The following is a 13,293-nucleotide window of genomic DNA, read 5'->3' as shown; positions in this document are numbered from 1 at the left end:
GATACCGAATTGGTGTCGAAGGACAATTTCAAGGAAGTCTGGGAGGAAAAGACAGATGAAATTCCTGACAACGGCAGCAACCGCTCTGGCGCTGACAGTCACAGCCACCGCAGGGATGGCAGCCTGTGACGATGGTGAAATCGTCGTCAAGTTCGCGCATGTGACCAACACTGACAAACACCCCAAGGGCATCGCCGCATCGCTGCTGGAACAGCGCGTCAATGATGAGATGAACGGCGTGATGTGCGTGGAGGTCTATCCGAACTCGACACTGTACAACGACGACAAGGTGCTGGAGGCGATGTTGCAGGGCGACGTTCAGCTTGCCGCGCCGTCACTGTCGAAGTTCGAGAAGTTCACCAAGCAGTTCCGCCTGTTTGACCTGCCGTTCATGTTCAAGAACATCGACGCTGTGGATGCATTCCAGGCTTCGGCTGATGGTCAGGCGATGAAGGACAGCATGCAGCGCCGTGGCCTTCAGGGGCTGGCCTTCTGGCACAACGGCATGAAGCAGATGTCGGCCAACAAGCCGCTGGTCGATCCGTCGGATGCAAACGGTCTGAAGTTCCGCGTGCAGTCTTCGGACGTTCTGGTGGCACAGATGGAGGCTATTGGTGGCAGCCCGCAGAAAATGGCGTTCTCGGAAGTTTACGGCGCGCTGCAACAGGGGGTTGTGGATGGTCAGGAAAACACCTGGTCGAACATCTATGGCAAGAAGTTCTTCGAAGTGCAGGACGGCATCACCGAGACGAACCATGGCATCATCGACTATCTGGTCGTGACCTCTGTGGACTGGCTGGACAGCCTGGATCCGGACGTGCGTGATCAGTTCCTGACCATTCTGGCTGAAGTCACGGAAACAAGGAACAAAGAAGCCTTTGCCGTGAACGAAGCAGCCAAAGCTTCGATCGTTGAAGCAGGCGGAGTCATCCGCGAGTTGACCCCGGAACAGCGTCAGGCCTGGGTTGATGCGATGAAACCCGTTTGGGACCAGTTCGCAGGTGACGTGGGTCAGGACAAGATCGACGCGGCTCAGGCCATCAACGCCGGCTTCTGAATCTGGCCAAAGGCCGCGCGTCCGGGGACTGGGGAGTATTCGACGCGCTGGCCGGGCGGGCTGAACAAGCCCGCCCAACACTCTCTCATCACAAAAAATGCGGGGACAGAAAGATGTCTGGTGCGAATTCCGGCCAAGGCGGGCTGGTCGACCATATCGAAGAAACCCTGATCGCGTGTCTGTTGGGCCTGATGACGGTCGTGACATTTGCCAACGTGATCGCGCGGTTTGTTTTCAATTCCAATATCCTGTGGGCGCTTGAACTGACGGTGTTCACTTTTGGCTGGCTGGTGCTGCTTGGCGCCTCTTATGCGGTCAAGAAACACTCTCATCTGGGTGTTGATGCGATCCTGAACATGCTGGCCCCGGCGCCGCGTCGCATTCTGGCGATCATCGCCGTGGGGTGCTGTCTGGTGTTTTCACTGCTGTTGCTGAAGGGCGCCTATGACTATTGGGCGGTTTTCGCGGATCTGCCGCCGACATCCGGACGCTGGTTCCCGACCGGGTTCAACTTCGACGCCCGCAGCCAGAGTTTCTATGAGGTGGACGATATCCCGATGGTCGCTCCGCTGCGGTTTCTGGAAGACCTGATCAACTATGGCGAAGGGTACGAGAAGCTTCCCAAAGTGGTGCCTTATCTGGTGCTGCCGGTATCGATGCTGCTGCTGGTGATCCGGTTCGCCCAGGTTGCCGTTCAGATATGGCGTGGCGAAACGGATCGCCTTGTCGCCAGCCACGAAGTCGAGGACGAGATCGAAGAAGTCCGCGCTCAGCAAGGAGAGCATAACTGATGGACGTCGTACTTCTTTTCTCGATGGTCGTCGGCCTGCTGCTGATCGGTGTGCCGATTGCAGTTGCGCTTGGCCTCAGCTCGACCCTGTTTCTGCTGATCTACTCAGACAGTTCACTCGCGTCTGTCGCGGGTACGCTGTTCGAGGCTTTTGAAGGGCATTTTACCCTGCTGGCGATCCCGTTCTTCATCCTGGCGTCGTCCTTCATGACTACAGGTGGTGTCGCACGACGGATCATCCGGTTCTCGATCGCCTGTGTCGGGCATTTGCCCGGCGGTCTGGCGATTGCGGGCGTCTTTGCCTGTATGCTGTTCGCAGCCCTGTCCGGGTCGTCCCCTGCGACCGTGGTCGCCATCGGCTCGATCGTCATCGCGGGGATGCGTCAGGTGGGTTATTCCAAGGAATTTGCCGCCGGTGTGATCTGCAACGCGGGGACACTGGGTATTCTGATCCCTCCATCCATCGTCATGGTCGTATATGCCGCCGCTGTTGAAGTCTCGGTTGGGCGCATGTTCCTTGCGGGGGTTATTCCCGGTCTGATGGCCGGTTTGATGCTGATGATCACCATCTATGTCATGGCCAAGGTCAAGAACCTGCCCAAGGGGGAATGGAAAGGCTGGGGAGAGGTCTTTACCTCGGCCCGCGAGGCCGGTTGGGGTCTTTTCCTGATCGTCATCATTCTGGGTGGTATCTATGGTGGCATCTTCACCCCGACCGAAGCCGCCGCAGTTGCCGCAGTCTACGCGTTCTTCATTGCCAGCTTTGTGTACAAGGACATGGGCCCGCTGAGCACGGAAGAAGGCACACAGAACCTGCCGCTGCTGAAAAAACCCTATGCGCTGATCACGGCGTTCTTTCACCCGGACACCAAGCATACGCTGTTCGAGGCAGGCAAGCTGACGGTCACGCTGCTGTTCGTGATCGCCAACGCGCTGATACTCAAGCATGTTCTGACCGACGAGCAGGTGCCGCAGCATATCGCCGAAGCGATGTTGTCGGCCGGCCTTGGCCCTGTCGCTTTCCTGATCGTGGTGAACGTGATCCTGTTGATCGGCGGTCAGTTCATGGAACCGTCAGGCCTGTTGGTTATCGTGGCGCCCCTTGTGTTCCCGATCGCTATCGAGCTGGGCATTGACCCGATCCATCTGGGTATCATCATGGTGGTCAACATGGAGATCGGGATGATCACGCCTCCGGTCGGTCTGAACCTGTTCGTGACTTCGGGTGTTGCGGGTATGCCGATGATGAGCGTTGTGAAGGCGGCGCTGCCCTTCCTTGCGGTGCTGTTCGTCTTCCTGATCATGGTGACGTATATTCCGTGGATATCGACCTTCCTGCCCAACACGTTCATGGGGCCGGAAATAATAACCAACTAGACTGTCTGAAAACTGAACAAAGCCGGGTGGTGTCAACTGCCCGGCTTTTTCGTGTCTTGAAACCACGCGATGGGTTCTTATCTGAGGCACAGAGGACGACCTCTGCTTTCTGGGACATCATTCGGGACGACCCGTACGGATATGAGGTTGTCTTATGCCCTGGATCTTTCTTCTGTTTGCTGGCCTTTTGGAAATTGTCTGGGCGGTTGCCATGAAGCAGTCGGCCGGTTTTACCCGATTGTGGCCGACGGCCGTGATGGGCGTTTCGATGTTGGGCTCATTTGGTCTGCTGGCGCTTGCAATGCGCGACTTACCGTTGGGCACCGCATACACCATCTGGACTGGGATCGGTGCGGTGGGGGCGTTCAGTGTCGGTATTCTGTTTCTTGGCGAAGCCCTGACACCTGCGCGGATCGCAGCTGCGGTTCTGATCGTGACAGGCCTTGTAGTGATGAAGCTGGCCTGATGTGCTTGACTTGCCAAGCCAAAGTACTTCGGCAGTTTACAGCACACACTCGAAGCGGAGCTCGGAATTTTGACCGGCTCTGACAGACGCATTTTGCGTGGCTCCTGAAAAGGCGAAGGCCGGATTTGACGACGGCGGATGTCGCATCGGATCGGTTCTGGCGCGGGATGGCGGAGTTGTCTCACAAGGTCGCAATCAGCCTGTACAGGGCGGCAACCCGACCGTGCTGGAACAGATGGAAGCCCTGCGCAAGGCGGGGCGTCAGAAAACCTGTTCCCGCATACCTCGCCATTGCCCAGTGCAATTTGTTCGCTTCCCATCGCTCAGTTCGGAACCCCGCGTCTCTTCGTCAACTCACGGAATTTCGCGCGCAAGGCAGGATTTTTGCGATCAAAGGGGAGTGGCCTGTTGCAGTGAACAACCCCGACCGCATCGCGTTGAAGCGACGATCTATTGAAAAAACCGATCCTTGAGCCGAAGAAACTGCGGGACGAAGTCTGGAATTAGGCGCCTTCCAGCGCTTGAATGATTCCCGAGAATTCAGACGCTTTCAGGCTGGCCCCGCCCACAAGTGCGCCATCGACGTTGGAAACTGAAAATATATCCGTCGCGTTGCCGGGTTTCACCGAGCCGCCATAAAGCAGGCGGACGGAACGGCCCACGCCTTCGCCAAAGCGGCGCTCCAGCCGGGCGCGCATGAAGTCGTGAACTTCCCCGATTTCTTCCAGGGTGGGAACTTTGCCGGTGCCAATTGCCCAGATCGGTTCATATGCGACGATCAGGTTCTCGCCGGTCGACTGATCCGGGATCGACCCGGACATCTGGCCGCCGATGATGTCGAGCGTATTGGCCGCTTCGCGCTGCTCAAGGCTTTCACCGACGCAAATGATCGCCTTCAAACCTGCATCCATCGCTGCGCGCGCCTTGGCCCGCACATCTTCGTCATGTTCACCGTGGTCCACGCGGCGCTCGGAATGGCCCAGGATGACCGATGTTGCACCGGCATCCACCAGCATATCCGCACTGATATCTCCGGTATGCGCGCCTGATTTTGCGGCATGACAGTCCTGACCACCGACAGAGATGGCGGTGCCTTGAACGGCAATTGATGCGCGGCTGAGCAATGTTGCCGGCGGGCAAATCAGGATATCCACCGAGGCTGCCGGGTGGATCTGAGACAGCGCCTTCAACTCGGTCAACTCAGCGCCGGTCCCATTCATTTTCCAGTTTCCAGCCGCCAGCTTCTGCCGCATTTCGGTATCTCCCTGATCATCCGATGATTTTAGCATGCGGATAGCATTGTAAGGACCATCTTACAATTCTGCTCGCATGCTGATCCCGGGCGCAAACATCGAAGATCGGCCCGCATGCGACGTTCAAATGAAAAGGGATGAGGCGGGCTTAGCCTTGTTGGCCGATGCTTTCGTCGAATTTGATCGATTCTCCACAGCCGCAGGCGTCGACGACGTTCGGGTTCTTGAACTTAAAGCCGGATTCCAACAACGACACTTCGTAATCGATTTCGGTTCCGAACAGGAACATCTGGGCCATGGGCGCAATCATGATGCGCGCGCCATCCTGTTCGACCACTTCGTCATGAGGATCTGCGTGATCAACATACTCCATGGTATATTCCATGCCTGCACAGCCGCCTTTTTTGACGCCGATGCGCAAACCAGCGTGACCGCCTGATTTCATCAGGCGGGTAATCTGTTCTGCGGCTTTGGGCGTCATTGTCACAGCCTGTTTGCCGGGGATGCCGAACATGTAAATCTCCGTTGTCGCGCGTTACACCCAATTTAGGGGCCAAGGCTCTTTTGCTCAAGGCAATGTCGTGTAAAGAAATTGAATTCGCTGGAAAGCTTAGTGTTTCTGCGTCGCCGCTCTGCAAACTTGCTTTGATACGGGAGGCGGGGTTAGCATCGGTCTTATGACGTTTTGGAACCCCGTCCGAATAGATGGCATGACATGAAGTGGTAGAAATATGAATTATTTAGGGTCGAAAGTTAAAGTAGCTTTACTTGCGGCCGCACTTTTTTCCGTAAGCGTGTGCGCGATGTCCGACGAAGCTTGGGCGGCCACGGGATCCGAACGGCACCCGGTGAATTGTGCAACGGCGGAAGGGGATCTGCGCGCGATTGCATCGGAAAAGAAACATGCGGAAGACAAACAACTGGAAAGCATTGCCGCCATAACACCTGCCGGGGCTCTGTTGGGGCTGGTCACGGGAACCGAGCAAAAAAGGCTGCAAATGCTGTCAGGTGACTACGTCAAGCAACTGGATGCCAGAACGGCAGAGATCAAGGAAACCTGCAATCTGAATTGATCGTCGTTGTCGGAACAAAAAAGGACCGTTCTCGGGCAAGAACGGCCCATATTCTTGAGCTAGGAAGCGGGGGGCGGTCATGGCGTGCCCAGCCGATGGTCCCGCATACGCGACGGCCACCTTAAGATGATATCCGTCTGTAGGGTGACGGGGACTGCACGATAAGGTGACGAAAATGCCAAGTTTTCGTGACAGTTGGAAGGGCAAGTGCCTGATGGCTACATAAAGCCCAATTCCAGGCGCGCCTCATCTGACATCATTTCCATGCCCCAGGGCGGTTCCCAGGTCAGTTCGACATCGACTTCCTTGACGCCCGCAACAGGTTCAATCGCCTCGACAATCCAGCCAGGCATGTCGCCCGCGACCGGACATCCGGGTGCGGTCAGGGTCATGATGACCTTCACGGCGTTGTCCGGAGAAATGTCGATCGTATAGATCAGGCCCAGGTCATAGATGTTGACCGGAATTTCCGGATCGTAAACCGTGCGGCACGCTTCGACGACTGCCTCGTACAGCGGGTGTTCAATCGTTGACGGCGCAATCAGCGGGGTGCCTTCAAACTGTTCGCTCGGGTGGGTCATCTTTGCCTCGGGTCAGTTGCCTGAGTGATTATATAGGGAATACCTGCAACAGCGTCCAGTAGGGGCGTGACGCTCGGGTGAGCGTCACTGTGTCTTAGTCATTGATGTCATGCGTGAAGGTTTTGACCTGACCATGCGGCAAGGCAAAAAGCCGGCGCAGGACTAGCCATGCGATCAACGAAAGAACTGCGAAGATCAGCGCGATCACATGCAATGACAGTGTCAGACCGGGGACAACAAGGATGAGACCGGTGATCGCGGCACCGATCGCAAAGCCCAAGAAGATGAATCCGGGCAGAACGATTTCCAGGATCCCCAGAGCCAGCGCGGCGGCCAGCCAGATCCACCAAGTCAGCCAAAAGGGATCAGCCATCATCTACCTCCTTTGAGCATTTTGAACGCGTCACCAAAGGCTTCGAGAGCATTGGCGGGCACAACTATGGTCTGCTTGCCGGAACCGTTGCCCAGTGCATTAAGGGCTTCAACCTGTTTCAACGCAACCTGATACTGCGCAGCCTCGATGCCATTGTCCTGAATGGCCTTGGCGACGACGCCTGTCGCGTATGCCTCGGCCTCGGCCTGAATGCGCCGCGCTTTGGCGGTTTGTTCCGCTGCGTACAGCTCAGCATCGGCGTGCAATTCGACGGCGCGTTTTTTGCCTTCGGCTTCGGTCACCTGCGCACGGCGGGCGCGTTCTGCGTTTAGCTGTTGCAGCATGGCATCGCGCGTGGCCTGATCCAGATTCACATCCAGAATCTCGGCCCGGGTCACTTCGATTCCCCAATCATCCACTGCTGTTTCGACGCTTTCCTGAATGCGTGTGATCAACTGTGCACGGTTCGACTGCACTTCGTCCAGGTCCATCTTGCCGATCTCGGCGCGAACGATACCGGCAACCGTGGTTGCAATCGCTCCATCAACGTCGCGGATACGATAGACCGTCTTTTCCGGTTCGAGAATTCGGTAGAAGACAGAGGTGTCGATTTGCACCAGCACGTTGTCCTTGGTGATCGCGTCTTGGGTCGCGTTCGGCAACTGGCGTTCAAGGATCGAGATCTTGTGGCGTGCAACGTCCAGTAACGGAACAATGAAATTGATGCCGGGGCCAAGCACCGAATGCAGGCGTCCAAACCGTTCAACCACGTATTTTTCGGATTGCGGAACGATCTTGATGCCCTTGAAAATAACGATGACCACCAGCACGGCGGCCAGCAGGTAAATGATGTTTGACGAAAGCAGTCCGATGATCTGATCTTCGGTCATTCTGTCCTCTTTTTATTGTGTACTATGGTATACATATATGGTTGAGTCGCTCGATTTCAACTCTGGTATGGAGGGAAAGCTGGCGGATGCAAACGCCTCACTACGGGAATTCAGCATTGAACCGAACTGCTGTGACTGCTTTGCATCCCGGCTTGTTTGCGGTATCGGGCGGGAATGAAACTGATAATCGATACAGACCCCGGCATCGACGATGCCATGGCGATTGCCTACGCCGCCGCTGCGCCTGAATTTGACTTGATCGGCCTGACCACGGTGTTCGGCAATACGCATGTTCATCAGTCCAGCCGAAATGCCCGTTTCCTGCTGGACAAGCTGGGCCTGGACCTTCCAGTGGCGGAAGGCGCGCCTTTCCCGTTGGGGGCTGACATGCACGTCCCATCGGACCATGTCCATGGTCCCGAAGGGTTTGGCGATCTGACCGAGATACCCGAGATCGGACGGAATCATGATCTTCCTGCCGCAGAGTTTCTGGCCGAAATGGCACGGAAGCACAAAAACGAATTGGTCGTGTGTGCGGTCGGACCGCTGACCAACATTGCCAACGCCATGCGATTGGACCCGGAATTTGCCGGAAATCTCGGCCGGTTGGTGATCATGGGCGGTGCCGTCTACTGCAAGGGCAACGTTACCGACCATGCAGAAGCCAACATTTATCACGATGCGGTTGCCGCGGATGCGGTCTTTTCCGCACCGCCCGAGACCGTGCTGGTTGGTTTGGACGTTACCCTGAAAACACTTTACGAGACCGCGGATTTCGAGGCGCTGGCTCGGAAATCGCCCGGCATGGGATCTTTTCTGCGTGATATCTCTCGGTTTTATCTGAAATTCTATAAAGAAATCGGAGGATTGGAAGGGTGCGGTCTGCATGATTCAACCGCTGTGATCGCCTGTTCGCACGGGGCCATGTTCGACGTGGTCGAAACCGGGCTGCGTGTAGTGACGGAAGGCGACCGGATAGGTGCGACGCAACCTGACCGGGATCGTCCCGCAGTTCGTGTTTGTCGTGATGTGGATGGAGCGGGGGTCGTGCGTCTGTTTACTGACCGCGTTGCATCCTTGCCCTGACGGGTTGCAAAGACCGATCGGATCGGGCAAATCCTGCCCGGTTCGGCGATCCGAGGCGATAACATGACCCAGCAATTCTCTTTCAAGCTCAAGGCCACAGACGGCAAGGCGCGCACCGGTGTGATCAACACTCCGCGTGGCGAGGTGCGGACACCTGCCTTCATGCCAGTTGGTACCGCCGCGACGGTCAAGGCGATGATGCCGGAAAGCGTCCGGGCCACCGGGGCCGACATCCTGCTGGGCAACACCTATCACCTGATGCTGCGCCCCACCGCCGAACGGATTGACCGTTTGGGCGGGTTGCACAGGTTCATGAACTGGGACCGACCGATCCTGACGGACTCGGGGGGGTTTCAGGTCATGTCGCTGGCCGGCTTGCGCAAGCTGACCGAAAAGGGTGTGACCTTCAAATCCCATATTGATGGATCGAAGCACGAGCTGACGCCAGAAAGATCAATGGAAATTCAGCGCCTTCTGGGGTCCGACATCGTGATGTGCTTTGACGAGTGCCCTGCATTGCCTGCAAATCGCGACCGGATCGCCGAGTCCATGCGTTTGTCGATGCGTTGGGCCGACAGGTCCCGTGACGCATTCGGGGATCGTCCGGGGCATGCTCTGTTCGGAATCATGCAGGGTGGTCTCGAGCGGGACCTGCGGGAAGAAAGCGCCGAAGCGTTGAAGAAGATTGGTTTCGAAGGCTATGCCGTTGGCGGTCTGGCAGTGGGCGAGGGGCAAGAGGCCATGTTCGACTGTCTGGATTATGCGCCTGATTTCCTGCCCAAGGACAAGCCACGTTACCTGATGGGCGTTGGCAAACCGGATGACATAGTCGGAGCAGTGGCGCGTGGGATCGACATGATGGATTGCGTTCTGCCCTCGCGTTCGGGCCGTACCGGTCAGGTGTTCACGCGCCATGGCGTCGTGAACATCAAGAACGCGCGTCATGCGGACGATCCACGCCCGCTGGATGAAAACTGTTCTTGCCCGGCCTGTTCGAACTATTCACGTGCCTACCTGCACCATGTGTTCCGCGCCAACGAGATGATCTCGGGCATGTTGCTGACCTGGCACAACCTTCATTACTTTCAGGAAATCATGCAGGGCATGCGGGACGCGATCGCTGAAGGCTCATTTGAGGCGTGGCAGGCCGCGTTCCACGCGCAACGCGCGCAGGGCGATATCGAGCCCCTGTAACCTGTCCGTTCAGGTGACAATTGCGGGGTCTTCCGGTATTCTGAAACAACTTTATTCAAAGTTGTTTTTGTATGTGACCCGGAGAACTGTTGATGTTCCGCCTTTTCCTCTGCGCAGTCATTTTTTTGTACAAGCCCTGCAATTGCAGATGTCTGGACCTTTGAAACCCCATCCGAAAACACTCAGTGCTCGGTGGGCGAAGGCGCCGAGTCCTCGGACATTCGGAGCACGATCATAGAAAGATACGGCCCTCCGGCGTTGCCGCGCCCCGCGAACTGTCAATCTGACTGGGGGGCATGATTTTCAGATGTTCGACACCGGTCCCGTGGAAATGCTGTGCCAGCCGCTGAATCGGAACCGGGACGGATTTGACCGTGCGGAATACGGTGTCACCGGTCGGTTCGGAGGATTTTCCTGCGCCTCTTCCACGAAAGGTCTGGAATGCCGCAACCTCGATGGCCGCGTTTTTTTTCTGTCCCGGGCGGTGCAGCAGGTGTTCTGATAGTGAATATGCGCATTGCATATGCATGTCGCACTAATTTCGGTGGATATGTTCCCTGGACATCTTGCAGTCCCGAAAACCTCGGTTCATGCTGCGACACGATACATGGCGGTAAGGTTGAAAAAGGGCGATGAGGCCCCACCTTTATCGTCCAAGACAGGAGATGGCCGGATGTTGCCTCGATGAGGGACAAGCGCCGTCTTGCCAACGATAAGGATAGAGCATGCAAGAGCCTCTGAATTCCTCATACCCCGTCCTGCCGCTGCGCGATATCGTGGTGTTCCCGCATATGATCGTGCCGCTTTTCGTGGGCCGAGACAAATCGGTACGCGCGCTGGAAGAGGTGATGCAGGATGACAAACAAATTCTGCTGTCCAGCCAGATCGATCCCGGCGTAGACGACCCGGATGAGGACGGTATCTACCGATCCGGTGTTCTGGCCAATGTGTTGCAGCTGCTGAAACTGCCCGACGGCACCGTCAAAGTGCTTGTCGAAGGGCAGGCGCGCGTGCAGATCACCGAGTTTCTTGAAAACGAGTTGTTTTTCGAAGCACGGGCGGAATATCTGACCGAAATCCCGGGTGACGTCACCACGACCGAAGCCCTGTTGCGCACCGTTGCGGACGAGTTCGAGCGCTATGCCAAGGTGCGCAAGAACATCCCCGAAGAAGCGCTGACGGCCGTGGGTGAAACCACCGAGCCGGCAAAGCTGGCCGACCTTGTGTCGGGCCATCTGGGCATCGAGGTCGAACAAAAGCAGGACCTGCTGGAAACACTCAGCGTCAGCGAGCGGCTTGAAAAAGTTTATGGCCTGATGCAGGGCGAAATGTCGGTTCTGCAGGTCGAGAAAAAGATCAAGACCCGCGTCAAATCCCAGATGGAGAAGACCCAGCGCGAGTATTATCTGAATGAGCAGATGAAGGCCATTCAGAAAGAGCTTGGCGATGGCGAGGACGGCGCGAACGAGATCGCCGAACTGGAAGCCAAGATCGCCGAGACCAAGCTGTCGAAGGAAGCGCGCGAGAAGGCGGAAGGCGAGCTGAAGAAGCTCAAGAACATGTCGCCCATGTCAGCCGAAGCAACCGTGGTGCGCAATTATCTGGACTGGATTCTGTCTTTGCCGTGGGGTACCAAATCCCGCGTCAAAAAGGATCTGGGTCGTGCGCAGGATATTCTGGACGCCGATCACTATGGCCTTGAAAAGGTCAAGGAGCGGATCGTCGAATATCTGGCGGTGCAGCAGCGTTCGAAAAAGCTGAAAGGCCCGATCCTGTGCCTTGTCGGCCCTCCGGGTGTGGGCAAGACCAGTTTAGGTAAATCGGTCGCCAAAGCCACGGGGCGCGAGTTCATTCGCATTAGCTTGGGTGGGGTGCGCGACGAATCCGAGATCCGCGGCCACCGCCGGACCTATATCGGTTCGATGCCCGGCAAGATCATTCAGGCGCTGAAAAAGGCGAAAACCACCAACCCGCTCATCCTGCTCGATGAAATTGACAAGATGGGGCAGGACTTCCGTGGTGACCCGGCCTCGGCGATGTTGGAAGTGTTGGACCCGGAACAGAACAACACGTTCATGGACCACTACTTGGAGGTGGAATATGACCTGTCGAACGTGATGTTCCTGACCACGTCCAACAGCTACAACATGCCCGGGCCCTTGCTGGACCGGATGGAGATCATCCCACTGGCCGGCTATACCGAGGACGAAAAGCGCGAGATCGCCAAACAGCACCTGATCGCCAAGCAGGTCAAAAACCATGGCCTGAAAGTCAAGGAATTCGAACTGACCGATGAGGCGCTGCAAAAGATAATCCGCACCTATACCCGCGAGGCCGGTGTGCGGAACCTTGAACGTGAAATCGCCAAGGTTGCGCGAAAGTCGCTGACCAAGATTATCAAGAAAGAGGCGGACACTGTGACGGTGACGCCGGATAATCTGGATGAGTTCCTGGGTGTGCCCAAGTTCCGCTATGGTCTGGCCGAGCAGGACGACCAGATTGGTGTCGTGACCGGTCTGGCCTGGACCTCGGTCGGGGGCGATCTGTTGCATATCGAGGCGTTGAAACTGCCCGGCAAAGGTCGGATGAAGACGACAGGCAAGTTGGGCGATGTGATGAAAGAATCCATCGATGCGGCATCGTCATATGTGCGGTCGATTTCTCCCAAGATCGGAGTGAAGCCGCCTCAGTTCGACAAGATCGACATCCATGTGCACGTGCCCGATGGTGCAACGCCCAAGGATGGCCCGTCAGCGGGTCTGGCGATGGTGACATCGATCGTATCGGTTCTGACGGGCATTCCCGTACGCAAGGATATCGCCATGACGGGCGAGGTTTCGTTGCGCGGGAACGCAATGCCGATCGGTGGCTTGAAAGAGAAACTGCTGGCTGCGTTGCGCGGTGGTATCAAGACGGTCCTGATCCCAGAGGAAAACGAAAAGGACCTGGCGGATATCCCGGACAATGTGAAGGAAGGGCTGGAAATCATCCCGGTCAAGCACGTCTCGGAGGTTCTTGAGCACGCTCTGGTTCGTACACCGGAACCGATTGAGTGGGACGAAGCCGCCGAGGAGGCCGCCGCGGCCGCCGCAGCCTCGTCTGAAACGACCGGGCCATCGGCCACTGCGCACTAAGCAGATTGAGAGAATGAAA

The 13,293-nt window shown here is 56.8% G+C and carries 14 protein-coding genes; 9 read left to right on the top strand and 5 right to left on the bottom strand.

The window, feature by feature from the left end; translation table 11 throughout:
- Positions 1 to 55 precede the first annotated feature (55 nt).
- The 4 genes from I9184_RS05935 (at position 56) to I9184_RS05920 (ending at position 3,690) form a co-directional block, all read left to right on the top strand.
- Entirely contained in the window at positions 56 to 1,057 is a 1,002-nt protein-coding gene (locus I9184_RS05935; RefSeq protein ID WP_171632783.1) for a DctP family TRAP transporter solute-binding subunit, read from the top strand.
- A 113-nt stretch (positions 1,058 to 1,170) separates the two neighbouring features.
- Positions 1,171 to 1,848, top strand: coding sequence for a TRAP transporter small permease (locus I9184_RS05930; RefSeq protein ID WP_209833255.1), 678 nt, complete (start codon positions 1,171 to 1,173; stop codon positions 1,846 to 1,848).
- Entirely contained in the window at positions 1,848 to 3,224 is a 1,377-nt protein-coding gene (locus I9184_RS05925; RefSeq protein WP_171632781.1) for a TRAP transporter large permease, read from the top strand. Before I9184_RS05930 ends, I9184_RS05925 begins: the two co-directional genes overlap by 1 nt.
- A 154-nt stretch (positions 3,225 to 3,378) precedes the next feature.
- The gene (locus tag I9184_RS05920; RefSeq protein ID WP_171116148.1) at positions 3,379 to 3,690 is read left to right on the top strand and encodes a multidrug efflux SMR transporter; all 312 of its coding nucleotides are present in this window, start codon (positions 3,379 to 3,381) and stop codon (positions 3,688 to 3,690) included.
- Between the two features lie 503 nt (positions 3,691 to 4,193).
- Here the strand turns inward: I9184_RS05920 and tpiA are convergent.
- Positions 4,194 to 4,943, bottom strand: coding sequence for a triose-phosphate isomerase (gene tpiA / locus I9184_RS05915; RefSeq protein ID WP_209833253.1), 750 nt, complete (start codon positions 4,941 to 4,943; stop codon positions 4,194 to 4,196).
- Positions 4,944 to 5,091: 148 nt separating this feature from the next.
- The gene (locus I9184_RS05910; protein ID WP_171632773.1) at positions 5,092 to 5,457 is read right to left on the bottom strand and encodes an iron-sulfur cluster assembly accessory protein; all 366 of its coding nucleotides are present in this window, start codon (positions 5,455 to 5,457) and stop codon (positions 5,092 to 5,094) included.
- 289 nt (positions 5,458 to 5,746) lie between these two features.
- On the opposite strand from I9184_RS05910, the gene I9184_RS05905 reads away from it, so the two are divergent.
- Positions 5,747 to 6,016, top strand: a complete 270-nt coding sequence (locus I9184_RS05905; RefSeq protein ID WP_245217979.1) for a hypothetical protein — start codon at positions 5,747 to 5,749, stop codon at positions 6,014 to 6,016.
- Positions 6,017 to 6,234: 218 nt separating this feature from the next.
- On the opposite strand, the gene I9184_RS05900 is transcribed toward I9184_RS05905, so the two are convergent.
- The 3 genes from I9184_RS05900 to I9184_RS05890 all read right to left on the bottom strand — a co-directional run bounded on the left by I9184_RS05900 (position 6,235) and on the right by I9184_RS05890 (position 7,860).
- Positions 6,235 to 6,597: an SUF system Fe-S cluster assembly protein gene (locus I9184_RS05900; RefSeq protein ID WP_152457849.1), complete on the bottom strand. Its 363-nt coding sequence runs from the start codon at positions 6,595 to 6,597 to the stop codon at positions 6,235 to 6,237.
- Positions 6,598 to 6,691: 94 nt separating this feature from the next.
- Entirely contained in the window at positions 6,692 to 6,970 is a 279-nt protein-coding gene (locus I9184_RS05895) for a hypothetical protein (RefSeq protein WP_209833249.1), read from the bottom strand.
- Complete coding sequence (locus tag I9184_RS05890) at positions 6,970 to 7,860, bottom strand: SPFH domain-containing protein (protein ID WP_171723352.1); 891 nt, start codon at positions 7,858 to 7,860, stop codon at positions 6,970 to 6,972. The genes I9184_RS05895 and I9184_RS05890 overlap by 1 nt, the downstream gene beginning before the upstream one ends.
- 174 nt (positions 7,861 to 8,034) lie before the next feature.
- Here I9184_RS05890 and I9184_RS05885 point away from each other — a divergent pair, with 174 nt between their 5' ends.
- The 4 genes from I9184_RS05885 to lon all read left to right on the top strand — a co-directional run bounded on the left by I9184_RS05885 (position 8,035) and on the right by lon (position 13,274).
- Positions 8,035 to 8,946, top strand: coding sequence for a nucleoside hydrolase (locus tag I9184_RS05885; protein WP_171632767.1), 912 nt, complete (start codon positions 8,035 to 8,037; stop codon positions 8,944 to 8,946).
- 63 nt (positions 8,947 to 9,009) lie between these two features.
- Positions 9,010 to 10,140 (top strand): tRNA guanosine(34) transglycosylase Tgt, encoded by a 1,131-nt coding sequence (gene tgt, locus I9184_RS05880; protein ID WP_171632764.1) that lies wholly within the window; start codon positions 9,010 to 9,012, stop codon positions 10,138 to 10,140.
- 307 nt (positions 10,141 to 10,447) lie between these two features.
- Positions 10,448 to 10,642 (top strand): hypothetical protein, encoded by a 195-nt coding sequence (locus I9184_RS20865; RefSeq protein ID WP_245217978.1) that lies wholly within the window; start codon positions 10,448 to 10,450, stop codon positions 10,640 to 10,642.
- 223 nt (positions 10,643 to 10,865) lie between these two features.
- Entirely contained in the window at positions 10,866 to 13,274 is a 2,409-nt protein-coding gene (gene lon / locus I9184_RS05870; RefSeq protein ID WP_209833247.1) for an endopeptidase La, read from the top strand.
- Positions 13,275 to 13,293 lie beyond the last annotated feature (19 nt).

It is taken from the genome of Ruegeria sp. HKCCE3926 (assembly GCF_017872515.1).
GTDB lineage: Bacteria > Pseudomonadota > Alphaproteobacteria > Rhodobacterales > Rhodobacteraceae > Ruegeria.
The sequence above is the reverse complement of the archived record's forward strand: the minus strand, read 5'-3'. Positions and strand labels throughout refer to the sequence as shown.